The 24,291-nt window shown below is 37.0% G+C and carries 29 protein-coding genes; 19 read left to right on the forward strand and 10 right to left on the reverse strand.

Going from position 1 to position 24,291, the window contains the following annotated elements:
- Positions 1-76: 76 nt before the first annotated feature.
- Positions 77-889: a Cof-type HAD-IIB family hydrolase gene (locus tag BAZO_RS16455; protein WP_004431724.1), complete on the reverse strand. Its 813-nt coding sequence runs from the start codon at positions 887-889 to the stop codon at positions 77-79.
- Positions 890-1,069: 180 nt separating this feature from the next.
- Here BAZO_RS16455 and BAZO_RS16460 point away from each other — a divergent pair, with 180 nt between their 5' ends.
- The 10 genes from BAZO_RS16460 to BAZO_RS16505 all read left to right on the forward strand — a co-directional run bounded on the left by BAZO_RS16460 (position 1,070) and on the right by BAZO_RS16505 (position 8,070).
- Positions 1,070-1,843, forward strand: a complete 774-nt coding sequence (locus tag BAZO_RS16460) for a prolyl oligopeptidase family serine peptidase (RefSeq protein ID WP_004431726.1) — start codon at positions 1,070-1,072, stop codon at positions 1,841-1,843.
- Positions 1,844-2,106: 263 nt separating this feature from the next.
- Complete coding sequence (locus BAZO_RS16465) at positions 2,107-2,418, forward strand: metal-sulfur cluster assembly factor (protein WP_004431728.1); 312 nt, start codon at positions 2,107-2,109, stop codon at positions 2,416-2,418.
- A gap of 22 nt (positions 2,419-2,440) precedes the next feature.
- Positions 2,441-2,779 carry a DsrE family protein gene (locus tag BAZO_RS16470; protein ID WP_004431730.1) on the forward strand — a complete coding sequence of 113 codons (339 nt, stop codon included), beginning with the start codon at positions 2,441-2,443 and terminating at the stop codon, positions 2,777-2,779.
- Positions 2,780-2,970: 191 nt separating this feature from the next.
- A complete protein-coding gene (locus tag BAZO_RS16475; RefSeq protein ID WP_004431733.1) occupies positions 2,971-4,239 on the forward strand; it encodes a molybdopterin molybdotransferase MoeA in 1,269 nt (422 codons plus the stop codon).
- Complete coding sequence (gene mobB, locus BAZO_RS16480; protein WP_004431736.1) at positions 4,230-4,757, forward strand: molybdopterin-guanine dinucleotide biosynthesis protein B; 528 nt, start codon at positions 4,230-4,232, stop codon at positions 4,755-4,757. The genes BAZO_RS16475 and mobB overlap by 10 nt, the downstream gene beginning before the upstream one ends.
- Entirely contained in the window at positions 4,750-5,226 is a 477-nt protein-coding gene (locus BAZO_RS16485; RefSeq protein ID WP_004431740.1) for a molybdenum cofactor biosynthesis protein MoaE, read from the forward strand. The genes mobB and BAZO_RS16485 overlap by 8 nt, the downstream gene beginning before the upstream one ends.
- On the forward strand, positions 5,219-5,449 hold the full coding sequence (locus BAZO_RS16490) for a MoaD/ThiS family protein (protein WP_004431743.1): 231 nt from the start codon (positions 5,219-5,221) through the stop codon (positions 5,447-5,449). The genes BAZO_RS16485 and BAZO_RS16490 overlap by 8 nt, the downstream gene beginning before the upstream one ends.
- A 159-nt stretch (positions 5,450-5,608) precedes the next feature.
- On the forward strand, positions 5,609-5,836 hold the full coding sequence (locus tag BAZO_RS16495) for a FeoA family protein (protein ID WP_004431746.1): 228 nt from the start codon (positions 5,609-5,611) through the stop codon (positions 5,834-5,836).
- Positions 5,833-7,860, forward strand: a complete 2,028-nt coding sequence (feoB, locus tag BAZO_RS16500) for a ferrous iron transport protein B (RefSeq protein WP_004431748.1) — start codon at positions 5,833-5,835, stop codon at positions 7,858-7,860. Before BAZO_RS16495 ends, feoB begins: the two co-directional genes overlap by 4 nt.
- A 66-nt stretch (positions 7,861-7,926) precedes the next feature.
- The gene (locus tag BAZO_RS16505) at positions 7,927-8,070 is read left to right on the forward strand and encodes a FeoB-associated Cys-rich membrane protein (RefSeq protein WP_004431752.1); all 144 of its coding nucleotides are present in this window, start codon (positions 7,927-7,929) and stop codon (positions 8,068-8,070) included.
- A 144-nt stretch (positions 8,071-8,214) separates the two neighbouring features.
- Here BAZO_RS16505 and cspD read toward each other — a convergent pair whose 3' ends face one another.
- Positions 8,215-8,415: a cold-shock protein CspD gene (gene cspD / locus BAZO_RS16510; RefSeq protein ID WP_004431754.1), complete on the reverse strand. Its 201-nt coding sequence runs from the start codon at positions 8,413-8,415 to the stop codon at positions 8,215-8,217.
- A 244-nt stretch (positions 8,416-8,659) separates the two neighbouring features.
- Positions 8,660-9,616: a helix-turn-helix transcriptional regulator gene (locus tag BAZO_RS16515; RefSeq protein WP_004431757.1), complete on the reverse strand. Its 957-nt coding sequence runs from the start codon at positions 9,614-9,616 to the stop codon at positions 8,660-8,662.
- Between the two features lie 157 nt (positions 9,617-9,773).
- On the opposite strand from BAZO_RS16515, the gene modA reads away from it, so the two are divergent.
- Genes modA through BAZO_RS16530 form a run of 3 tightly spaced genes read left to right on the forward strand, consistent with a single transcriptional unit; the run spans position 9,774 to position 11,971 of the window.
- The gene (modA, locus tag BAZO_RS16520) at positions 9,774-10,613 is read left to right on the forward strand and encodes a molybdate ABC transporter substrate-binding protein (RefSeq protein WP_004431760.1); all 840 of its coding nucleotides are present in this window, start codon (positions 9,774-9,776) and stop codon (positions 10,611-10,613) included.
- 27 nt (positions 10,614-10,640) lie between these two features.
- Positions 10,641-11,318: a molybdate ABC transporter permease subunit gene (gene modB / locus BAZO_RS16525; RefSeq protein WP_004431763.1), complete on the forward strand. Its 678-nt coding sequence runs from the start codon at positions 10,641-10,643 to the stop codon at positions 11,316-11,318.
- Between the two features lie 14 nt (positions 11,319-11,332).
- Positions 11,333-11,971, forward strand: a complete 639-nt coding sequence (locus tag BAZO_RS16530) for an ATP-binding cassette domain-containing protein (RefSeq protein WP_004431766.1) — start codon at positions 11,333-11,335, stop codon at positions 11,969-11,971.
- 79 nt (positions 11,972-12,050) lie between these two features.
- Here BAZO_RS16530 and BAZO_RS16535 read toward each other — a convergent pair whose 3' ends face one another.
- The 5 genes from BAZO_RS16535 to BAZO_RS16555 form a co-directional block, all read right to left on the reverse strand.
- Positions 12,051-12,260 (reverse strand): DUF2249 domain-containing protein, encoded by a 210-nt coding sequence (locus tag BAZO_RS16535; protein ID WP_004431769.1) that lies wholly within the window; start codon positions 12,258-12,260, stop codon positions 12,051-12,053.
- Between the two features lie 11 nt (positions 12,261-12,271).
- Positions 12,272-12,502, reverse strand: coding sequence for a DUF2249 domain-containing protein (locus tag BAZO_RS16540; protein ID WP_004431771.1), 231 nt, complete (start codon positions 12,500-12,502; stop codon positions 12,272-12,274).
- 210 nt (positions 12,503-12,712) lie between these two features.
- Positions 12,713-13,015 carry a metal-sulfur cluster assembly factor gene (locus tag BAZO_RS16545; protein WP_004431774.1) on the reverse strand — a complete coding sequence of 101 codons (303 nt, stop codon included), beginning with the start codon at positions 13,013-13,015 and terminating at the stop codon, positions 12,713-12,715.
- Between the two features lie 20 nt (positions 13,016-13,035).
- Positions 13,036-14,286, reverse strand: coding sequence for a hypothetical protein (locus BAZO_RS16550; protein WP_004431776.1), 1,251 nt, complete (start codon positions 14,284-14,286; stop codon positions 13,036-13,038).
- 185 nt (positions 14,287-14,471) lie between these two features.
- Positions 14,472-15,173 carry a Crp/Fnr family transcriptional regulator gene (locus BAZO_RS16555; protein ID WP_004431778.1) on the reverse strand — a complete coding sequence of 234 codons (702 nt, stop codon included), beginning with the start codon at positions 15,171-15,173 and terminating at the stop codon, positions 14,472-14,474.
- A 208-nt stretch (positions 15,174-15,381) separates the two neighbouring features.
- On the opposite strand from BAZO_RS16555, the gene BAZO_RS16560 reads away from it, so the two are divergent.
- On the forward strand, positions 15,382-16,515 hold the full coding sequence (locus BAZO_RS16560; RefSeq protein ID WP_004431780.1) for a TIGR04053 family radical SAM/SPASM domain-containing protein: 1,134 nt from the start codon (positions 15,382-15,384) through the stop codon (positions 16,513-16,515).
- Positions 16,516-16,651: 136 nt separating this feature from the next.
- Here BAZO_RS16560 and BAZO_RS16565 read toward each other — a convergent pair whose 3' ends face one another.
- Positions 16,652-17,365 (reverse strand): Crp/Fnr family transcriptional regulator, encoded by a 714-nt coding sequence (locus BAZO_RS16565; RefSeq protein WP_004431783.1) that lies wholly within the window; start codon positions 17,363-17,365, stop codon positions 16,652-16,654.
- Positions 17,366-17,597: 232 nt separating this feature from the next.
- On the opposite strand from BAZO_RS16565, the gene moaA reads away from it, so the two are divergent.
- On the forward strand, positions 17,598-18,596 hold the full coding sequence (gene moaA, locus BAZO_RS16570; RefSeq protein WP_004431786.1) for a GTP 3',8-cyclase MoaA: 999 nt from the start codon (positions 17,598-17,600) through the stop codon (positions 18,594-18,596).
- A 153-nt stretch (positions 18,597-18,749) separates the two neighbouring features.
- Here the strand turns inward: moaA and BAZO_RS16575 are convergent, their stop codons facing one another.
- The gene (locus tag BAZO_RS16575; protein ID WP_004431792.1) at positions 18,750-19,448 is read right to left on the reverse strand and encodes a Crp/Fnr family transcriptional regulator; all 699 of its coding nucleotides are present in this window, start codon (positions 19,446-19,448) and stop codon (positions 18,750-18,752) included.
- Between the two features lie 370 nt (positions 19,449-19,818).
- On the opposite strand from BAZO_RS16575, the gene argC reads away from it, so the two are divergent.
- From argC to BAZO_RS16595, 4 genes are all read left to right on the forward strand, one after another.
- On the forward strand, positions 19,819-20,856 hold the full coding sequence (gene argC / locus BAZO_RS16580; RefSeq protein WP_004431793.1) for an N-acetyl-gamma-glutamyl-phosphate reductase: 1,038 nt from the start codon (positions 19,819-19,821) through the stop codon (positions 20,854-20,856).
- A gap of 179 nt (positions 20,857-21,035) precedes the next feature.
- On the forward strand, positions 21,036-22,286 hold the full coding sequence (argJ, locus tag BAZO_RS16585; protein ID WP_051015823.1) for a bifunctional ornithine acetyltransferase/N-acetylglutamate synthase: 1,251 nt from the start codon (positions 21,036-21,038) through the stop codon (positions 22,284-22,286).
- A 43-nt stretch (positions 22,287-22,329) separates the two neighbouring features.
- Positions 22,330-23,109, forward strand: a complete 780-nt coding sequence (gene argB, locus BAZO_RS16590) for an acetylglutamate kinase (RefSeq protein ID WP_004431799.1) — start codon at positions 22,330-22,332, stop codon at positions 23,107-23,109.
- 17 nt (positions 23,110-23,126) lie between these two features.
- Entirely contained in the window at positions 23,127-24,284 is a 1,158-nt protein-coding gene (locus BAZO_RS16595) for an acetylornithine transaminase (RefSeq protein WP_004431801.1), read from the forward strand.
- The last annotated feature ends 7 nt before the right edge of the window (positions 24,285-24,291 follow it).

A 24,291-nucleotide genomic window follows, 5' to 3' on the forward strand; every position in this document is an offset into this window, starting at 1 on the left:
GTTGTTCCCCCTATTCTTGAGTTCAAATTTCAAGATGACTCATCTTTATTTTGAATCAAGATGACGGGATCTATGCTTAGGAAATTTTAAAGAATTTTTCCAAAAATTGAGCCAAACCATCTTCCTCGTTTGAATTGGTGACATCATATGCAGCTGATTTAACTTCATCAATTGCATTCCCCATAGCAACCCCATATTTCGCAAACGTGAGCATTTCAAGATCGTTATCCTCATCACCAAAGGCAATAATCCGTTCTTCAGGAATCTCATACGTGGCCGCAACCTTCTTTACACCAACCGCTTTATTAATACCCGCCTTAATAATTTCAATAATATTCCATGGTGAACCAGAAGTCCGGTGTTCGATATAATTGCCAACTTCTTTTGCGAGATGATGGCGGATAGTGTCAAGTTCTTCTTCCTTTGAATGAATAAGGATGGAAGTTGTTTCAGTTTTTAATTTTTCGCGAACATGACCAATTTCAATTTTTGGAGGGGTACCGAATGTAAGAAATTCCATAATTGCTTCATCATAATTTTGTAAAAAAACTTCATCTTTAACCTGTGCCATAATATTTCTAATATTGTATTTTCCACAGGTATCAATAATTTGTTGGGCTACATTAAGTTCAAGCGGTGAATGGAAAGTACCCCAGGCAGCATCATGTGGATGATGAACATAAGCACCATTATAATTTACGATAGGCGTATCTAACCCCATTTGCTTGTAATATACATGACTTGCACGAAAAGGTCTTCCAGTAGCGATCATTACATGATGGCCAAGTTTACGCACATGATTGATTGTATTCAATGTTCGTTCTGATATTGTTTTATTATCTCTAAGAAGTGTTCCATCTAAATCAATTGCAATTAAATGTGGTTTCATCCGTGTCAAGTCCTTTCTAGGCAAAGTTCGATACAAAATGTCCAGTACATTAAGTTTAGTTTTATTTGAAATTTTTGTCTAGAAAAACACTTTTCCAAAAGGACTTTAAACTTTTAGGGATTAGGAAAAAATGGTAGGATATAATAGTTGATTAACTTTATTCTTTGAGGGAGCCAAGGTATGTTTACAATAAATCATGAAGTGATCGCCGGTGTTCCGACATTACATGTATCTAATCAAAGCTTATTGGATAAAAAGACTCCAGTAGTATTTTTTATCCATGGATTCACAAGTGCAAAAGAGCATAACTTACATTATGCCTACTTGCTAGCAAATGAAGGTTTCCGGGTTTATTTACCGGAGGTTTATTTGCATGGGGAGCGGTTGGACCATTCCAATATTAGTACAGAAAAGATATATTATAAATTCTGGGATATGGTTATCCAAACAATCCACGAATTAAATGAAATTAGAAAAGAGCTAGTAAGAAAAGCGCTTATTGATGAACAGAGAATTGGTTTAGCAGGGTTATCGATGGGTGGAATCATCACGCTTGGTGCCCTAAAACAATACGAATGGATAAAAACAGCGGTCTCCTTAATGGGTTGCCCCGCCTATAAGCAATTCGCAAATGGACTAATCACTGAAATTAAAAGGCAAGGGGAAAAGCTGCCTTTTACAGATGAAGAATTAGAAGAAAAAATCAATGAATTGAAACCATATGATTTATCACTTGAACCGGAAAAGCTTTATAATCGTCCATTATTATTTTGGCATGGCAAAGAGGATTCAGTTGTTCCATATGATTATGCCTATGAGTTTTATGTAAATAATAAAGACCTCTACAAAAATAATCCTGAAAAATTTAAATTCTTGAGTGAACCAAAGGCAGGACACAAGGTTTCAAGAAATGGGGTGCTTGAAACTGTCCAATGGTTTCGCAAATTTTTGTAACTTGATGTAAATCATTTTTATCCGACCTGATTTTTCGGTATACTAAAAGAAATAAGAAAAGCTTAACTTTATTCATTAATGAATAAAGTTAAGGCCTCCGGCGGATGCCTCAGATTTTCAGAGGAAGATTTTCGAGCTAAGATCAAAGACTAAAAACGCCACTTCCTGTGGCAACGTCTTTGTGACCCACTTCCTGTGGGCCTAAAAAATCTGGGTGCAAATACGCCAAGGCGTATTTGATAGAAGGAAAGGTGTTGCGAGAAATGGATAAAGATTTGGAAGAAAATATTCTTGGCGCATTAGAAAATGTCCTAGACCCTGAACTTGGTGTAGATATTGTTAATTTAGGACTAGTCTACGGTTTGGATATGGATGAAAATGGGGTTTTAACAGTTGAAATGACTTTAACTTCAATGGGTTGTCCGTTAGCAGGCTCAATCGAAGCTAATGTTAGAAATGCTTTAGCAGATTTACCTGAAATAAAGGAAACAATCGTGAAAATTGTTTGGACACCACCTTGGTCTAAGGATAAAATGTCTCGTTATGCCAAGATTGCATTAGGTATTCCAGATTAAGAGCAATTAAGGAGAGAAGAGAGTGGAAAATAAAGTAATTTTGGTGCTTTCTGATCAGCTTGGTCAAGGAGATAAGAATTTAGGGGAAGGTATTTTAGAAACCTTTTTTACTCTTTTAAAACAAAAAGAGCAAAAGCCAAAAGCTATTTTTTGTATGAACCGTGGCGTTTTTACTATGACTGATCAGTCGCTTGTTTCTGTTCACTTGAAAGAACTGGAGAATCAAGGGGTATCAGTCTTAGCATGCAAAACATGTGCAGATTATTATGAGGTTTCAGATAAACTTACGGCTGGAAAAATCAGTGGAATGGATAAGTTTATTGAATTATCTTCGCAATATGAAGTTTTAACATTATCATAATCAATTAAAGAACAACTCTATTTATGGCCGTTTTTTGAATTTTTACTATAAAAAAGCGGCTGCAAATGGAGTTTTTCTGTATATTGATAAAAGTATCAGTGGAAAACGTGAAATTCATCACAGTCATAATATGCCTGTATTATTAGAATAAACTATGTTTAAAGAAACACTCTTAAAAGGAGGCACGGAATGTGCTAGATAAAAGAGATGCAATCGCTGTCCCAGAAGCAGTAAAACAAGTTATGAAATATGCCCCTAAAGGGGAAATCGAATATGTATCAATAGATAAATGTGACCAGCGGTATTTGGGGGACGCAGTCAAGGCTAGTCATGATATTCCCCCATTTGATCGTGCACCATATGACGGTTTTGCCATTCGCGCTGAAGATTCAGTCCATGCTTCTTTAGATAATCCGGTTGAGTTCGAGGTTATTGAAGAGATTGGTGCTGGTTATATCGCAAAGAAAGAAGTCGGTCCTTACCAAGCTGTTCGAATTATGACAGGTGCCTTAATGCCAAAGGAATGCAATGCTGTTGTCATGCTTGAGCTGGCAAAAGACATTGAAAAGGATGGAAAACCGTATATGGTCATCAAACGATCATATAAACCAGGTGATAATGTTTCCTACCAAGGTTCAGAAACGAAAGCCGGGGAAGTACTTGTTCAGGAAGGTCGCAGAATTAATCCGGGTGTTAAGGCATTATTAGCTACATTTGGATATGGTAGAGTTCCAGTTGTAAAAAAACCGGTTGTCGGTTTGTATGCTACCGGGACTGAGCTTCTTGACGTTAATGAACCAATGGAGCCGGGAAAAATTCGTAACAGCAATGCTTACATGATTTCTTCACAGATCAATCGAGTAGGTGCTGAAGCAACATATTACGGTAAACTTGAAGATGACTTTGACACTTGCTTTAAAGCAGTAAAAAAAGCATTGGATGAAGTTGATATTCTCATTACAACCGGCGGTGTTTCAGTTGGAGACTATGATTATGTCCCTGAAATCTATAAAAAACTAGGGGCTGAAGTCCTGTTTAATAAAATTATGATGAGACCTGGAAGTGTTACAACCGTTGCCCAGTACAATGGTAAACTTTTATTTGGTTTATCCGGTAATCCATCCGCCTGTTTTGTAGGCTTTGAACTTTATGCAAGACCGATCATACGCAGCTGGTTCCATTCACAGAAACCACATATGCAAAAGGTAAAGGCAACGTTAAATAGTGATTTTACAAAAGCAAATCCGTTTACAAGATTCGTAAGAAGTAAATTACTGTTTAATGAGGGGAAATTGTTTGTAGAACCATCCGGCTTGGACAAATCAAACGTTGTAACTTCATTAGTAGATTGTGATTCACTTATCATCTTGCCTGGGGGAACAAGAGGTTTTACAAAGGGTGATGAAGTAGACGTTTTATTATTAGAAGATCAAATAGGCAGTGAGTGGCCGTGGAATTAACCATCCCGGTACTACAGATTGTTGGCTTTCAAAATAGTGGCAAAACAACTTTGCTAACAAAGATAATTGAAGGAATGAGTGCAAGCGGAATAAAGGTTGGTACAATTAAACATCATGGACATGGTGGCCTTCCGGATTCATATGATACGGACAAGGACACAGCTAAGCATCGGCAAGCTGGTGCAACCGTGACAGGTGTTGAAGGGGCAGGAATGCTCCAGTTACATGCATTTAATGGTGAAGGATGGACGCTCCCTGAGATGTTATCTTTTTATAATAACCTACCACTTGATATAATTTTGATTGAAGGGTTTAAGAGGGAGGTTTTTCCAAAAGTTGTTCTTTTACGGTCGGAGGAGGACGAAGTGCTTTTGGAACAGCTGGAAAATATTCAAGCTGTAATTTCTTGGTACAAACCACTTGAGACAAAAATAGGGAACCAATTTCATATTAATGATGAAAATGATTATCTGAAATGGGTTAAATCCTATTTTGAAAGGATAGATTTGATTGAGTGAACAATTGTTTTTAATAACAAAAGACCCGATTTCGATTGAAGAAGTTACTAACAAAGTAGTACGCCGTGAAGCAGGTGCAATTAATACTTTTATTGGAACGGTTCGTGAATTGACTAAGGGTAAAAAAACGCTTTATCTAGAGTATGATGCCTATCAATCAATGGCTGAGAAAAAGCTGACACAAATCGGTGACGAAATAAAAGAAAAATGGCGTGACGCAGTTGTTGCCATTACCCACCGAATTGGCAGACTTGAAATATCAGATATTGCTGTTGTAATCGCTGTTTCAACTCCACACCGTGCTGATTCGTTTGAAGCAAGCCGATATGCTATTGAGCGAATTAAGGAAATTGTTCCTATTTGGAAAAAGGAACATTGGGAAGATGGCGAATCGTGGATTGGCGATCAGCTTGAGAGAAAAGCCTATCCTTCCGGAAAACCTGAAAAGGAGGACTTTGGTAATGATTAATATTTTATTATTTGCCCATCTTGGGGAAGCAATTGGTGAACCCAGCGTTACTTGGACAGAATTGCCGATAACCGTAGGGGATCTGAAACAAAAGATAACTCAAAGGTATAATTTACCGCTTCAATCAGTAATGGTTGCCGTAAATGAAGAATACGCGGAAGATCAACTCGAATTAAAAGCTGGAGATGTAGTAGCATTAATACCACCTGTAAGTGGGGGATGATATCCCCCTTTTCCTTTTGATAAGCAACTTATGTCTATTTAATGTTATTTTTTTATACATTTTTGTTGAATAAATAATTTCTTGTGGAAAACAGGACAATTTTTTTTTATAATTAAGAATGAGAATAATTATCATTATCCAAGTGTGGAGGGATGAACCTTGGTTTTATCAGATTTAAAGCAAGGTGAAAAAGCTAGAATAAAAGATTTTTCTATGCTTTCAGATATAGTGAAACGTAGATTAATAGATATGGGTATTTATGAAGGTGTGGAAGTGTGTTTAAAGAGCAATATGCCTTTTGGTGGTCCTTGTATGATTGAAACATATGGTCAATGTGTCGGCATAAGAAGAAATGAAGCCTCAACTATACGAGTGGATAAATCATGATTGAAATAGCCTTATTTGGAAATCCGAACACAGGAAAAACATCACTTTTTAATAGTTTAACAGGTTCCTATGAATACGTAGGAAACTGGAGCGGAGTAACCGTTGAGAAAAAGGTTGGTTTACTTCGCAACAAACAAGGACATCTCATTGATCTTCCTGGTATCTATTCTTTAAACCCTCTTTCAAAGGATGAGAGGGTCGTTACTGACTTTTTGCTTCACGAATCTTTTACAGAGGTATTAAATATTGTCGATGCTTCACAGCTTGAACGGAATCTACATTTAACGGTTCAATTATTAGAATTCGGCAAGCCGTTGATCATCGGTTTAAATATGATGGATGTTGCCAAAAATCGAGGCATCGATATAAATGAAAGATTATTGGGCGACCTATTAGGAGTCCGAATTGTTCCAATTATTGCCCGTACGGGTAAAGGCTGCGATGAATTAAGCAAACTTCTTGTTGTAACGTCAACCCAAAGAAAAGAACCGCTCAATTTGTATTATGGTTCTGCAATTGAAAAAGGGATTGATAAACTTTCTCAATTAGTTGTTGGGAAGAAAAAATCAATTATAGAGCAATTGCCACCGTTAAGATGGTTAGCCCTACAGTTCTACGAAGGAAACAAGGTTGTTTTCGACTATTTACAGAAATTTATTTCTAGTGAAGAGTTGGAACAATTACTTCTCGAAACAGAAGCAAAACTTATTGAAAAAAATGAAGGCAAATCCTTGCATCAGGCAATTTACAATGTAAGAAGAGAGTTCATTGACAAAATCATTGATGGTGTAGCAAAACGAAATAAAGCTGATAAGCTTCCGCTCACTGAAAGAATTGATTTGATCGTAACCCATAAAATTTTAGGAATTCCGATTTTTCTATTCTTCATGTATTTAATGTTTATGCTTACTTTTAACTGGCTAGGCTTTCCGTTATCAGATGCACTTGATGCGTTCTTCTCAGGACCATTAACTGAATGGCTTACTGCTGGCTTAGTAAGTATTGGAGCTTCTGATTTTATACAATCGCTTATATTGGAAGGAATCGTCGCAGGTGTGGGAGGCGTCTTGGTGTTTGTCCCACAAATTTTTATTTTGTTTTTCTTCATATCGTTTTTAGAGGATTCAGGTTATATGGCACGGGTCGCATTAGTAATGGACCGTCTTATGGAATCAGTCGGGTTAAATGGTAAATCATTTATTCCGATGATTATTGGATTTGGCTGTAATGTACCGGGTGTCATGGCGGCAAGAACGATTGAACAGCCGAAGGAAAGATTATTAACAATATTATTGACTCCTTTAATGTCATGTTCAGCACGTTTGCCTGTGTATGCATTGTTTGTTGGTGCGTTTTTCGCCGCAAATCAGGCATTTGTTGTACTAGCACTCTATGTATTAGGAATTGTCATGGCACTTATTTTAGCTAAAATATTTTCTTCAACAATATTAAAAAGTGAAACATCGGTATTTGTAATCGAACTTCCCCCATATCGTGTTCCACAGTTTCAGACATTGGCACGAAGCACTTGGGATAAAGGGAAAGGATTTGTTCGTAAAGCCGGAACATTCATTTTTGCAGGTTCAGTTGTAATTTGGTTGTTATCTTATGCAGGTCCTCATGGCTTAGCGGTAGAAATGGACGATAGCTTTCTTGCTATGATTGGCAGCGTGTTTGCACCACTGTTAGCTCCAATTGGCTTCGGCACTTGGCAGGCGGGTGCATCATTATTAACGGGTTTCTTTGCTAAAGAAGTTGTTGTATCAACGATGAATATTATTTATCATGTACCGGATGTTGATTCGTTACAAGGGATGCTAGCAGGTGCTTATACACCACTTTCTGCTTTTACATTCATGGCGTTTGTTCTGTTATATGTACCATGTTTGGCAACGACAGCAACTATTCAAAAAGAAACCGGATCAGTGAAATGGACATTATTTGCGATCGGATACGCACTTGTATTAGCTTATGTATTATGTTTAATCATATATCAGGTGGGTCGTGCGCTTGGATATGCTTAAAGATTGATTCAGCCGGAAATCTTGCGTTTTTTCGGCTGATATTCTTATAGAAGGGCGGGGAATTCCGTGTTGGCAAGTATAATCATCGGTGCTGCAATTTTTGGTTACGCCGGTTGGGCATTAATAAAATATATTAAAAACAGTAAAAAAGGAAAATGTGCAGGCTGTGCTATTGAAAATTCATGTCAGACTAAAGATAAGTGTATTTGATTAGAAAAGCGCAAGCACCCGTTTAGCGAAGTTTACTAGTCGCTGGGTGCTGGAGCTAGACAATTATGCGCAAAATGCATACTTTCTTAACCATTTAAAAAAGGATGCCCTATTAATAGGACATCCTTTGACATTTAGCAGTTATTATCTTTTAACAACGTTAGCAGCTTGAGGTCCGCGGTTGCCTTCAACGATTTCGAATTCAACGTTTTGACCTTCTTCTAATGATTTGAAGCCTTCGCCTTGAATAGCTGAGAAATGAACGAATACGTCGTCTCCGCCTTCAACTTCGATAAATCCAAAACCTTTTTCTGCATTAAACCATTTTACTTTACCAGTTTGCATGTGTTTGCCTCCTAAAATTCCTTGCACTTCGATATGTGCTTTGTAATCTTGAACCATTACGACTTACATAAATTCTAAATAACGATTTTCTCATCGCGAGACAGAACACAGCTGAATTACTAATGATCATTTCATTATTGCTTAAACCTATATATGAAGTAAACGGTCTATTATAGAATACCACTAGACCCATTCAATGTCAAATACTTTAAGAAAGCCCTTTCATAATATTTGGAATATTGTATTATTGCTCATAAAGGATATTTCCCGTCTGAGTGACATCGTATCCTAACGCCAAAAGCTCTTCTTTAAATTTATGGGACTGAAGAATTTCGGTAACTAGTTCGATTAATTCTTTGTTATGTTCGGTTTTTAAAATAACGATATCATATCGTTCTTTAACTAATGGTACAAAATCAATTCCGGCTATTTGGGCAGCTTTTTCAATCCCAACTGCCAAATCAACATCACCTTTTGCGACCATTCCAGCCACACCAAGGTGAGAGTTTTCCTCTTGTAAATAGCCATTAATCTCAGATTCTTCAATATTATGAACCCTCAACATTTCATCTACAAGTATTCTTGCACCGGAGCCTTTTTCCCGATTAACAAACTTTAATTTTTGATTATTTTTTAGATCTTCCCAAGTTCGGATATTATATGGATTTCCCTTTTTTACATAAAAACCAGCCAAACGAGAGATAAGATTTAAAACGATAAAATGATGGCTGACTAGGATTTTTCGAATATAAGGAATATTGTATTCTGCCGTATCCCCGTCAATTAGATGGGTGCTGACAATATCCGCTTCACCTTTGTACATTGAAAATAAACTATCTAGACTACCAACATAGGAGCGCAATGGGCGGTATAGATTGGACCTTTTTTCAATCTGTTTGCCCAAAATATCTAGGCACATATCCTGTCCACTTATAATGATCGAACGTGGTGCATTGTTTAAAGTCGGGTCCTGTTTTAGTGTAGCCGCAAGATCATTCGAAATCGAATGCAGTTGCTCCTCATGGGGTGGAAGACCTTTAGCTTTTCTTTTATAGTTTTCAAGGTCAGAGGCATCTACTCGCATTTGCCGACCGACTCGGTAAGACTTTAATTCCCCTTTTTTGATTAAATCGTAAACAGTTAATTTTGATACTTTTAATATTTGTGAAATTTCTTCCGTCGTATAAGATTCATTTTTCATTACCTTCCTCCACCTAAGAAAAATTAGAGTTCATTAACTATCCATATTTTATCATTTACAAGCTCAAAATAACTAATTATAATTATAATCAAATTAGTTATAACTATTTATAACTAGATATAATTATTTATAATTAAAGCCAAAAGGAGGTTTCACCATGGAGAAAAGAATATCAATTGGTTTTCTAGTTTTGTTGTTTATTATGATATTATCAGTAGGATGCAGCCAAAATAATGGAGCAAATAATTCTTCACAGCAGCAGAATGCGGAAGAACCAAAGCAAGAGACACTAAAGCCTGAAGAAAAACAAACTGAATTAATGATATCAGCAGCAGCGAGTTTAACAGATGCCTTAAATGAAATGAAACAAGTATATGAAAATGAGCATAGCTCTGTTAAACTGGCATTCAATTTTGGGGGCTCAGGTAAATTGGCTACACAAATTGAACAGGGAGCGCCAACTGATCTTTTTTTATCAGCTGATCAAAAATCAATGGATAATTTGGAAGAGAAATCTTTAATTACTGTTGATTCAAGAGCGGACTTCACTGGGAACAAAATTGTCCTAGTTGGAGAAAAAAATAATGGGATAACAATTCCTTCATTCAAAGATATCGACCCTAGCAAATTATCTCAAATAGCTATTGGTGAGCCAGAAAGTGTCCCGGCCGGAAAATATGCTAAAGAGGCACTAGAGGCTCTTGGAAAATGGGACGAAGTACAAGCAAAGTTAGTCTATGCGAAAGATGTACGTCAAGTGTTAACATATGTTGAATCAGGGAATGCAGATGTTGGTTTCGTTTATTCAAGTGATGCTTTAACATCAGATAAAGTAAAAGTATTAGCTGAAGCTGATGCAACATTACATACTCCAATTATTTATCCGGCAGCAATCATTGCTGATAGTGAAAATCAAGAAGAAGCACAGCAGTTTATTGATTACTTACTAAGTGAAGACGGACAAAGTATTTTGAAGAAATATGGTTTTGTTAAATAAAGCAGATCAAAAAGGGTGCTGATACAATTGAATTATTCTCCGTTGCTACTTTCCTTAAAAATATCAAGTATCTCCACCATTATTGTATTTTTTTTAGGTCTGGTTGTGTCAAGATTTTTATCGCGTCGCAACTTCTTTGGGAAGAGTGTAATTGAATCTGTACTTCTTTTACCTTTAGTACTTCCGCCGACCGTTGTCGGTTTTGGCTTGCTCTTATTATTTGGAAAAAATGGGCTGATAGGAAGGCTGTTACTGGACTGGTTTGATATCCAGATCGTGTTTACTTGGTTGGGTGCTGTCATTGCCGCCATTGTTGTATCGTTCCCGCTTATGTATCAAAGTGCGTCAGCAGCCTTTCAAAATTATGACCGGAATTTAGAAAATGCTGCTTTGACGATGGGGGCATCCAAGTGGAAGGTGTTTTGGACGATCGTCTTTCCGCTGGCATGGCCAGGGCTGTTATCAGGGCTTGTATTGGCATTTGCAAGGGGATTAGGTGAGTTCGGGGCTACGCTAATGATTGCCGGCTATATACCAAATAAAACGGATACGATCCCAATGGCGATCTATTTTGCAGTAGAATCGGGACAAACGGAGGTAGCCCAGTTTTGGGTCATCATCATCGTTGCTCTTGGATTCAGCACAATTATGTGGCTAAATTGGTGGAGTAAGCGAAATATAATGAAGTACGCATCTAAAGAGTAGGAAGGTGGGTATCGATGTTAACAATTCAAATTAAAAAAAAGCTTGCCCATTTTACAGTTGATGTTGATTTACATATTAATAAGGAAATTGCCATATTGTTTGGCCCATCCGGTTCAGGTAAAACAACAATTTTAAATTGCGTTGCAGGATTGGCGCAGCCAGATTATGGCTCGATCGTAAGTAATGGAGTCGACTTTTTTCACTCTGCCGGTAAGCCGCTTCCCGTACAAAATCGGAATGTTGGCTACCTTTTTCAGGATTACGCCTTATTCCCCCATATGACGGTTTGGAAGAATATTGCCTATGGTATGAAAAACACGGAATTAACGGAACAAATCATTGATGTTTTAAATATAAGACATTTGTTAAATAAATACCCGAGAGAAATTTCGGGCGGGGAGAAACAAAGAGTTGCGTTAACAAGGGCTTTAGCCACAGAACCATCCCTCTTATTGCTTGATGAACCATTTTCAGCATTGGATTATGAAACACGCTTGCAGTGCCATGAAGAGCTTCTTCGTCTTCATGAATTATGGGGAATTCCGATATTAATGGTCACTCATGATCTCCAGGAAGCAAGAAAATTAGGAGAGCGCATCTTCTATATAAAGGAAGGAAAAATAGAAAAGGTAGTTCAGGCCCAAGTTGGCTGAACTACCTTTTTAAGTCTGTGCATAATTAATTGTCTAGCTCCAGCGCTCAGCACCTAGTGGATTTCGCTAAGCAAGGCGCTTACGATTTTCGTATTGTAATTTGAAAACTGCCATCCTCCAATTCAATCGTTTCATGCTTATAGCCCCGTCCATCTAATTCCTCGTATAGGAACATTGGACGGCGATCGTTATTTATAATCAGTTCTTCACCCTCAGGCAATTCATCAAGTGCTGCCAGTGTTCTCATCATTGGTTGTGGTGGTTCAAGTCCACGATTATCAAGCTTCATAAGAATTCTCCTTACTGTTTAACAAAAGTTATTTTCCAGTAGTCTTCTTCGATCTCTTCAGCTTCGTTAGAGAAACCTTTTGAGCTAAATACACCTAATAATGGTGTTGGTTTAAATGGTGCATGTAAAATAAATGTATCACCAGTTGAATCCAAACCCTCAATAGCCTTCATTATTTTTTGAAATGGTTCTTGTTTATTTTTTAGATCCTCACGTACGTCTAGTTCTACAACTTTACTCATTTTCATCACTCCAATTTTTTCTATGAAATATCGCTAAACGGGTGACCCCCGCTTTTCTTCATTGTCTAGCTTCAGCACCCAGCGACTCGTAAACTTCGCCCACCTCCCTACGATAAGTCAACATCGGCTCACAAGTTCGCCGTGTTTCCTTTATCTCAGTCGATGGGCTCCAGTTTATACGTCGCTAAACGGGTGCTTCCGCTTTTCTATTTATCTTCTTCCTAACCAATCTTTTGCACGGTCGCTCATTAGCTCAGGAGACCAAGCTGGCTCCCATACTAACTGAACGTTAACCTCATTCACTTCTTCCATAGCTTCAAGGACATATCTTGCACCACTTGTAATACTGTCATGTAGCGGGCAGCCAGGCGTTGTTAACGTCATTTTGATATTTACGTTATTTTCTTCGTCAATATTTATATCGTAAATTAAGCCTAAATCAACAATGTTTAGTCCTAATTCAGGGTCGATAACAGTTTCTAATTCTTTTAGGATTTTTTCTTTTAATTCCATGGTAAACTCCTCCAATATCGTTATTTTTTAAGGATACTAACTACAGTCGCGCTAAAAACAACGGTTGTGACAGCAAACAATAATTGTACAAACATATACAGGCCTGCTAGTTTAAAGCTGAATGAAACAGCAAACCCTGCAAAGCAGATTAAACATAAAATAAATAAAATGGTTCCAAGCTTTTCATTCATAAGTTGTTTTAAGGTTGGTACATTAGGCTGTCCCATTTCCTTGCTGTATTTATAGGTCCACCATAAAAAAGGGACAATTTTATATAAATAACCCATAATGCTGAATACAATCCAACCCATAATATATAAATAGATAATAACTCCAAATAAATAAGGAGAAATTGAAATGAATGACGAAATCAAAGCAACCAAGTGCATAATCCAGCCAATTATAATGGCCACTAAAGAAAAGGTAAAAGGCTTATCTAAATTTTTCTTTAGACGTTTTTTAATAATTTGTTTAATATGCCAGACAAAAAGAGAAAATGAAATAAATAACAACATCATTCCCAATTGAAAGAGAATCGATCGGTTGGTCCAAAATGATAAAATGCTCGAAAGTAAGCCGAAAATATAAAGAAAATAAATCGGCTTGCTTAATTTCATTGAAAAGCCATGTGCTAATGAAAACATTGGCACCATTTTATAGGAAAACCCGAATATTAGCAGCGAAAACCATCCTGCAATTCCTAGAATGATATGGGTTTTTAACAAAGCGACATGATTGGCTAATGAAAGATGGCCACTAACACTTGCTGCGAGAAAAATACCAAACAAAATTGTCAGCAGCAAACAAACTAAGGCAGTGCCAACCAAAGCGGTTAGGATATTCTTTTCCGTCTGCTTTTTCATAGTCATTGCCATTTGATAGAGAAACATTAATACACCAATCAACGTAATAAACCCTGTTATCATTGTGAGTTTAGGGGAAAATGCCAGTGATAATGCAAATCCGGTTATTCCAATGGCTGTAATCCAAAATTGAATAAACCCAAATGTTTCATTCCAAATTGGCGTTAAAAAAGCAACGGGTACCAATTGATACATTGCCCCCATGGCGACCATCAGTGCCCAACCCAATACTAATAAATGGGCAACCATCCATAAAGGTGGGATTCGAAAGGCCCCATTTGTTAGAAAATCGCCGCTGAAAATTAATATAATTTGCGAGGCGGAAAAGGCCAGTAAACTATAAATAATAAAAGAAAAAGGTAACTTAATATTTGTTTCAGTCTTTGACAGACCTGGCATCATGTTCATGTGATTAACCCCCGAACAATTAATGTTTTGTGCCATATCTCTATGATAACCATTTTCAATACTGTTTTAAGTGATTTAAATCACAATCTATAAAACAAAACTTCACATAAAAAAAGAGCCGCCTCAAAAGTGAAGATTCCTTTGAGACAACCCTTATTATTTACAAAACTGTATTCATTTATTGGTTAAAATAATTCGTTTTCGAGTTTATCTGTTTCAACGATATAATAACCTTCTTCGGTAGAGTCAATAAGATGTTTTTTCTTAAGCTGGTTTAAAGTACGGCTTACGGTTTCGCGGGAGCTTCCGATCATGTTTGCCAATTCGCGATTTGTAAAGTGGGTAGTGATTAAAAATTTAGATTTTCCATCCTCCAGTTTTTGTCCATGCGATTTTGACAAGCGCAGTAATAACTTTAGAATTTGCTCATACGTATTTGATAAAATTTGTTCCTCAAGACGGTTTTGCAAATCAATAATTTTTTCCCCGAGCACTCTAAATACCTTAATACTTACTTCAGGATATTTAATCAGGATTTCTTCAAAGTTGGAAATAGGGATGATGATTAGGGTAGTTGGTTCAATAACCTCTGCATGAGCCGGAAATTCACCTTTTCGAAAAAAGCCGACATGGGGAAACATATCTCCTTCCTTTAAAATGGACACAATTTGTTCACGTCCGTTGAAATCAGTTTTATAAATTTTGACTTTTCCTTGATGGATAAAAAAGACCCGGTCTTGCGTATCCCCCTGCATAAACACGTGGATTTTTGGTTCATATAGACGTGTTTGCGAAATATCAATGATGGGCTGCAGCTCTTCACCCGTTAATTCATGAAATATTGGAACATTATGTAGTAGTTGTTTTATGGATGTTTGGGGTAACATTTTCGTTCACCTCTTTTTTTTATGGCTTCCTATATAACAATTCTAACAAACTTCTGGATAATTAAAAACATATTAAAGGTAGATAATTTGTAGATATTTGTTACTGTATTGTTAAATCTCATATCAGTGTGATAAACATCACATAACCTGAAAAGTTTTACCTGTAAAATAATGAAAGAGTCTTTATAGTATAAGGAGTGTGGTTCACGTGTTTAATCGTGATTATGATAAAGATCCATTTATTGTTATATGGGAGTTAACAAGAGCTTGCCAGCTTAAGTGTCTGCACTGCCGTGCGGAAGCGCAATACAAACGGGACCCTCGTGAGCTTTCTTTTGAGGAAGGAAAGAATTTAATAGATCAAATTTATGAAATGGACAATCCTATGCTAGTATTTACGGGTGGGGACCCATTGATGCGTGAGGATGTTTATGACATTGCTGATTATGCTATCAAGAAGGGTGTCCGTGTATCAATGACACCAAGTGCAACGCCGAACGTAACGAAAGAGGCTATTGAGAAAGCAAAGGAAGTTGGACTTGCAAGATGGGCATTCAGTATTGATGGACCAACTGCTGAAATTCATGATCATTTCCGTGGAGTTAGCGGCTCATTTGATTTAACGATGAAGGCAATCAAGTATTTACATGAGCTTGAAATTCCAATTCAAATCAATACAGTTATCTCAAGATACAATATCGATGTACTAGATGATATGGCAAAATTGGTGGAAGATTTAGATTGTGTTCTTTGGAGCGTCTTTTTCCTTGTTCCAACAGGAAGAGGCCAAGAATCAGATATGATCTCACCGGTTCAGCATGAACAAGTATTTACATGGCTTTATAATTTAAGTAAACGTGTTAAATTCGATATTAAAACAACGGCCGCACAGCATTACCGTAGGGTTGTTATTCAAAATAAAATGAGAGAACATGTTGCAAATCACGAAGACATCAACTATGAAGATGCTCTAATGAAGGGTGCAACTGGTACCATTGACGGTTTAGGAAGAGCGCCTAAAGGCGTTAATGATGGAAATGGTTTTGTATTTATCTCTCACGTTGGGGACGTATACCCGAGTGGACTTTTACCTGTAAAAGCCGGAAATGTACGTGAAACACCATTAGCTGAAATTTATCGTGAATCACCAATTTTCAAATCATTACGCAACCCTGATCTATATAAAGGAAAATGTGGTGTTTGTGAATTCCGCTTTGTTTGTGGTGGTTCAAGATCTAGAGCATATGCAATGACTGGAGATTATTTAGAGAGTGAACCATTCTGCGTTTATATTCCAAAAGCATTACGGAATAAAGAAGGTAAAGAAAGTTTGTCAAAATAAAACAAAAAAAAAGAAAGCTAGCTTTTAGAAAAAGTTGGCTTTCTTTTTTATAAATAATTTTTTTAAAGTGATATTCTTCACTTTTATTTTCTTGTCAATGCATTACTATCATAGTATAAGAATTAGACAATACCGATTAATCAATATTGCATAATTCTGGTGGACAGTTTTCACAATTAATTTCCGTTTTTAAAAACTCTAGATCATGAATGGTGATTTTCCCTTTATTCACGGATATGATTTCATCCTTGCGGAGATCACTTAGCATTCGATTAATACTTTCTCTTGAAGTGCCACAGAAATTGGCTAAATCCTGATTCGTTAATGGGATATTAATTAGAATACTTCCATCTTCACGTTTTACACCGTAGCTGTTTGTCATACGGATTAAAGTAGAATAAAGGGCGCCTTTTTTTCCATGAAGAACGAGATCCCGGAATTTAGTCTGTGTCCTTCTAAAATGGTCGCTCATCCATTTCATAAATTCGTAGGCAAGAGAACCGTTTTCGATCAATTGCTGCTCCAGATATTCTTTTTTCAAGACAGCAACCTCACCGCTCTCTAATACTTTTGCATTGAGAAGGTATTTTGCTTCATTTGTAAATAGGGTCAACTCTCCAACAATATCTCCTACTGTGCAAATTCGTAATGTTAACTCTTTGCCATCTTGGGAAATCTTACTAATTTGCACTCTTCCAGAACGGATTATATATAATTCTGTTGCTGGCATTCCTTCCTGAAATAAAAAGGTACCTTTTTGCATTTTCATTGTATGGTCTAAAGAATTTAACAGTTCTTGAATGGATTCTGGCATGAAAATCTTTTTATTTGGTTGTTGTAGTTCAGGCATTTTAAAACCACCTTTCGACGAAATTCGCCAAAAATCTTCCGCTATATATAAGTTAAAAGGAAAAACGCATTTAAGTCAACAGTTTAATACTGTAATTACTATATTAATGATACTTGAACAATTAGCTTAGAATGTGTGAACAATTTATGAAACTCTTTATTAATGTGATAGAATTCACATTTATTTATTCCACAATAAAGATACAATAATAATCAGTTGGGAGAGTGAATATATGAATGGCCGTCTTAATTTAGTGGATCGTTTTGGACGCAATCATGATTATTTAAGAATTTCAGTAACAGATCGTTGTAATTTAAGATGCCATTATTGTGTGCCTGAGGGTCAACACCAATGTATGGATTTTCCTAAATTATTAACTGATGAAGAAATTGTTCAAATCGTAAATGTCGGTGCAAAGCTCGGAATTAAGAAAATAAGAATCACCGGTGGAGAACCACTTTTACGAAAGAATTTGCCTGAATTAATTAGCCAAATTAAATCCATACCTACTATTGAAGATATAGCCCTAACAACTAACGGAGTTTTTCTTAAAAAATATGGGAAAGAATTAAAAGAAGCAGGTCTTGACCGTGTAAATATAAGCTTGGATTCCCTTGATGAGAAAAAATTTTCCTATATTACAAGAGATGGACATTTAAACGATGTACTAGAGGGAATTCAAACATCGGTTGAATTAGGTTTTAATCCAATTAAAATAAATGCCGTCTTAATGAAAGACTTCAATGTTGATGAAATAGAAGATTTCTTATTATGGACTATTCGTGAACCAATCAATATTCGCTTTATTGAATATATGCCAATTGGACAAACGAATAATGTTTGGAGTAATCAGTATCAGTCATTGGAGATTGTCAAAGAAATAGCGGAACGCATCGGACAATATAATCCGGTAACAACACATAAAAATAGCGGCCCCGCAGACCAATATGCATTTGAAAATGCGAAAGGCACTTTTGGATTGATTCATCCGATTTCATGTAATTTCTGTGACAACTGTAATCGTTTAAGATTAACTGCTGATGGACATTTAAAGCCTTGTCTTTTCTGGCAGGATGAAGTTTCGTTAAGACAGTTCATTGATAATGAGCAGCAATTAATACATGCTTTCAAAAAAGCAATGTTTATCAAACCTGAACGTCACCAAATGGGTGATGAGAATTTTGATTTTGGTAATCCGACAACACGCGTGATGTCCGCCATTGGTGGGTAAATATGTGTGTTAGCAATAAATGTTAAGTTTCTATATCTAACCCCCTTTTTTTAGAGTACTTTTTGTACTCTATTTTTTTTTGGGGGGACAAATAAATAAAGAGGTGGAATGCATATCCACCTCTTACTGTCTAGCTCCAGCGCTTCCGCTTTTCTAATAATCTGCTGTCTCTATAAACATCTGACAGAAGTCGCACCAATTGTTAATAACAATATTCTTCTCAGTGATCGTAACTAAATCTTGATCTTTTAATTTGGAAAGAACACGGCTCACACTTTCACGGGTTGATCCAATGATGTTGGCCAATTCCTGAATTGATAATGGAAGTTCAATTTTAACTCCACTATTTGTTTTACTTCCGAAATCACGTGCCAATCTTTCGATTGTTTTTACTGTTTTCCCGTATACATCCAATAAAGCGATGTCTCTTAATATGGAAGTAAAGGATCGAAGTTGACCGCCCATAAACCGAATCATTTCAACTGAAAGATCAGGATTGATGGCGATCACATCCTCTAAATCAGATGTTAGTAAAAACAAGACTTCAGCATCAGATATGGTCTGGGCTGTCCCTGGATAGTTTGTCCCCGGTTCACAAAATAAGGAAGCTTCAGCAAAAATATCCCCGGATCGTTTTATACAGACGATTAATTCTTTCCCCTGAGGGTTGATCTTTTTGATTTTAACGATTCCGCTTTTCATAAAATAAATAGCTTTAGCTTCATCCGACTCATGAAATATATAATCCCCTTTTTTATAGGAAGCTGTTTTCACCTTAGCAGCAAGGGCATCTAGCAAATGATCAGGTAAATCTTTGAAGAAAATGATTCCCCTTAAAAATTCAGAAAGCATATGTTTGACCTCCTTCTTATTTAAACAAGCAGAACAGAGCTAGTGTCTATGAATCTGATTATAGTTATCATTTTACTGTATTGTTGTGACACTTTTCACAGTATGTACTATTGTTCACACTTAATTCATAATTACTTGTTAAAAAATTTCGTCAAATTTATAAAAATACATTTGATTTTATTTTTATGCAATTATATAATAAATACTAATTTCAAAGAATAAAACTTTATTCAGTTCCATACTGAATAAAGTTTAAGCCTCCGGCGGATGCCTCAGATTTTTAAAGGTAGTTTTTCGAGCAAGCCAGCTCGAAAATATCCGCTGGGCACAAATACGCCAAGGCGTATTTGATTAGATAGGAGGACAAATGATGAGAATAGCAATCGTAGGAGCAACTGGATATGGCGGAGCGGAATTAATTCGGTTATTAAACCATCATCCTGAGGTTGAAATTGTATCTTTGCACTCCTCTTCACAGCAAGGTACACCTTATACTGAGAGTTATCCACATTTACAGGAAATTATCTATAATAAATTAGAAGAAATTAATCCGGAGGAGATGGCTAAAAACGTTGATCTTGTCTTTTTGGCAACACCGTCAGGGATTTCTAGCAAACTATCACCAGAGTTAGTAGCGCAAGGGTTAAAAGTCATTGACCTGTCCGGAGACTTGCGGATTAAAAAGTTAGAAGATTATGAGTTTTGGTATAAAAAGTGCGCTGCTCCAAAGGAAACAATTGATGCCGCCGTTTATGGTTTACCTGAATGGAATAAAGCGGAGATCAAAAAAGCGACCTTAATCGCAAATCCTGGCTGTTATCCAACATCCGTTGAACTAGGGTTAGCGCCATTAGTTCAAAAGGAACTTATAGTAGAAGATTCTATTATAGTTGATGCCAAATCGGCTGTTTCCGGCGCAGGACGTTCCTTATCTGCGATTAGTCATTATACGGAAATGAATGACAATTTTAAAATATATAAAGTAAATCAACATCAACATATACCGGAAATTGAACAGACATTAAAGGGATGGAATGGAAACATCGGGCCGATCACCTTTAGTACACATCTTGTGCCAATGACCAGGGGTATAATGTCTACGATATATGTGAAAGCAAAAAATAAGATGACAATTGATCAGCTTCATGAACTTTATAATGAAGCTTATGAAAATAAACCGTTTGTCCGAGTTCGTCCGAAAGGCGTTTTCCCTTCAACAAAAGAGGTTTATGGTTCAAATTATTGTGATATCGGTTTAGCTTATGATGAAAGAACAGGTCGAATCATGATTGTCTCAGTAATAGATAATCTAGTTAAAGGGGCAGCAGGACAGGCAATCCAAAACTTAAATATTATGATGGGATTAGATGAAAAGACAGGGCTAAATTTTGTTCCTGTTTATCCATGAGAAAAGCGGAAGCGCCCGTCTAGCGACGTAAGGACTGGAGCACATCGACTGAGATAAAGGATATCCGGCGACGAACGAAGAGATTCCTTTGTTGTTGACTTATCGTAGGGAGGTGGGTGAAGTCCACTAGTCGCTGGGCGCTGGAGCTGGACAATTAAAGAGAGCATCTTAAGGAGAGAATGACAGTGATTTTAGAGGGGCGAAGCAATGTGAGCAAAAGATTTAAGAAGGTTGAAAATGGATCTGTCACAAGTCCAAAAGGTTATAGTGCAACGGGGATCTATGCCAATCTTCGTAAAAAAGATAAATTAGACCTAGCTATCATTTTAAGTGAAGTTCCAGCAAGCTGTGCAGCAGTTTATACGCTAAATGCATTTCAAGCAGCACCCTTGAAAATTACAAAAGATAGTATTGCTAAGGAAGGAAAACTTCAAGCAGTTATCTGTAATAGTGGTAATGCCAATGCATGTACAGGAGAACAAGGTGAAAAAGATGCTATAAGAATAAGGAAAGAAGTATCTGAAAAGTTCTCATTAAAAGAACATTATATTGCTGTCGCTTCAACTGGAGTGATCGGTGAATTAATGCCGATGGATAAGATTTCGGCGGGGATTGAACAATTGAGTCCGGTTCCTTCTATAGAAGGTGGCGATCTTTTCAGCAAGGCAATTTTAACAACGGACCTTGTAGCGAAGACAACTTGCTATGAAATCGTGGTTAATGGAAAAACAGTAACGATTGCCGGGGCCGCTAAAGGATCAGGGATGATTCATCCTAATATGGCGACAATGCTAGGCTTTGTGACAACTGATGCTAATATTGAATCTAAAGACCTTCAATATGCCTTAAGTGATATTACGAATAAAACATTTAACCGTATTACGGTTGATGGTGATACATCAACAAATGATATGGTTCTAGTAATGGCAAATGGAATGGCGGAAAATGAATCATTAACAACCGACCATCCTGACTGGGAAGTATTTTATCAAGCATTACAAATGGCCTGTGAAGATTTAGCAAAAGAAATTGCGAGAGATGGAGAAGGAGCTACAAAACTAGTTGAGGTTCAGGTTGAAGGTGCTCTTTCCGATGAAGATGCGGGGAAAATTGCAAAAAGTGTAGTAGGATCTTCACTGGTAAAAACAGCCGTATTTGGAGCGGATGCTAACTGGGGCCGAATTATTTGTGCTGTTGGGTATACCGGTGTTGAGGTCAATCCTTCATTAGTAGATGTCTTTATTGGAGATATCCAGATGTTAAAAGCAGGTCAACCCATTCCTTTTTCTGAAGAAGATGCGACTCTTTATTTAAAAGGTAAAGAGGTAGTGATCAAAGTAAATCTTCATATTGGAGAAGGAGAAGGCAAGGCATGGGGTTGTGATTTATCATATGATTATGTACGTATTAATGGAAGCTATCGCTCGTAGCTGAAATTAGGCGTGGATTAAATCGGGGAAGGAAGAACAAATCTTGAACGATATTGTTTTAATAAAATGTGGGGGAAGTACACTCGAACAGTTGAGCAATGACTTTTTTGAAAGTATTGCAGATTTAGTAAAGTTGGGAAAAAAGCCGATCATAGTGCATGGAGGAGGACCTGCGATTGGTCAGATCCTGAACTCCTTAAATATAGAATCCGTATTCGTTGATGGATTAAGAAAAACAACGGCAGAGGTTATGGAAGTTGTTGAAATGGTATTAGCAGGAAAGGTAAACACAACGATCGTTGGAAAGCTTCAAAAAACTGGAGTCAAAACGATAGGTTTAGCTGGTGTGGACGGTCAGCTTTTGAAAGCAAAACCAATCAATTTCGAACAGCTTGGCTATGTAGGTGAAATAGAAAAAGTTAATGGAGATTTTGTTTTAGAGTTAATGGCAATTGGATTTGTTCCAGTAATTGCACCGATTGGTGTGGATGATGAGGACCAAAGATATAATATTAATGCAGATACTGCAGCTGGTGCTGTAGCAAAGGCAATTGGAGCGGAACAGCTTCTATTTGTAACGGATGTTCCAGGCATCCTTAAAGAAGGTCAAATCATTGAGCAAATAACTCCTAAAGAAATTGAATTGTTAATAGAAGATGGAACCATTTACGGAGGTATGATCCCGAAAGTTAAAGCGGCGATTGATTCCTTGACTGGGGACCTGCAGGAAGTAATCATTGTAAATGGAAAAGATACCAAAATTGTTAATGACGGACAAATTATTGGGACAAAAATTGTAAAAGAAAATGTTCCAACATTCTAAAATAGTAGGTGAAAAAAATGGGAGCATTATTTCCAAACTACGGTCGTTGGGAAATTGAAATAGTAGAAGGTCAGGGCACTAAAGTTAAAGATAGCAACGGAAAAGAATACTTAGACTTCGTTACTGGAATTGCAGTATGTAATTTAGGACATAGACCGCCTAAAGTGCAAAAAGCTATAGAGGAGCAGTTAAATAAAGTTTGGCATGTATCCAATCTGTTTCAAGCAAGCCATCAGGAAAAAGTAGCAGCTCTACTCACAGAAAATTCATGCGGTGACTATGTATTCTTCTGTAATAGTGGTGCTGAGGCAAATGAAGCAGCAATCAAAATGGCTAGAAAGCATACAAGAAGAAATAAAATTATTACTTTTGTACAATCTTTTCATGGCAGAACATTTGCGACGATGTGTGCGACAGGACAAGAAAAAATCCATTCAGGATTTGGCACGCTGTTAGAGGAATTTGTTTATTTACCGTACAATGATGAAAAAGCAATTGAAGCTGAAATGGGTGAAGATGTGGCGGCAATCATGCTTGAAGTCATTCAAGGCGAGGGCGGAGTAAATGCTGCTAATGAAGCATTTTTGAAAAAGTGTGAGGAGCTATGTCAAAAGTTTGGTGCTCTATTTATTATAGATGAGGTGCAAACAGGGATTGGCAGAACAGGAAAGGCATTTGCTTATCAACATGCTGGTCTTTCACCGGATATCATTACAACTGCAAAAGGTCTTGGAAGTGGATTCCCAGTAGGTGCAATGATCGGAAAGGCACATTTGAAGGATACATTTAGCCCAGGAACACATGGCTCTACATTTGGTGGAACCCCACTTGCAATGGCTGCAGCCAAGGCTACATTAGATGAAATCTTTCAACCGGCATTTTTGCAATCAGTAAGCGAAAAAGGTGAATATTTAAAAAAACAGTTAAAAGAGCAATTAGCTGACATTCCGTTTGTGAAGGATGTTAAAGGGAAAGGCTTATTGCTTGGTATACAATGTGATCAAGAAGTGGGACCGATTATAGCAGAAATTCATAAGCAAGGTTTACTTGTATTAGTTGCAGGTCCAAAGGTTATCAGATTATTACCACCATTAACTGTCTCTTATGAAGAAATAGACGAGGCTGTTCAAATACTAAAGAATACACTTACAAAATATAGTAGCCTTCCAATCTAAGGCTGCA

The organism is Schinkia azotoformans LMG 9581, from assembly GCF_000307855.1.
Taxonomy (GTDB): domain Bacteria; phylum Bacillota; class Bacilli; order Bacillales; family Bacillaceae_J; genus Schinkia; species Schinkia azotoformans.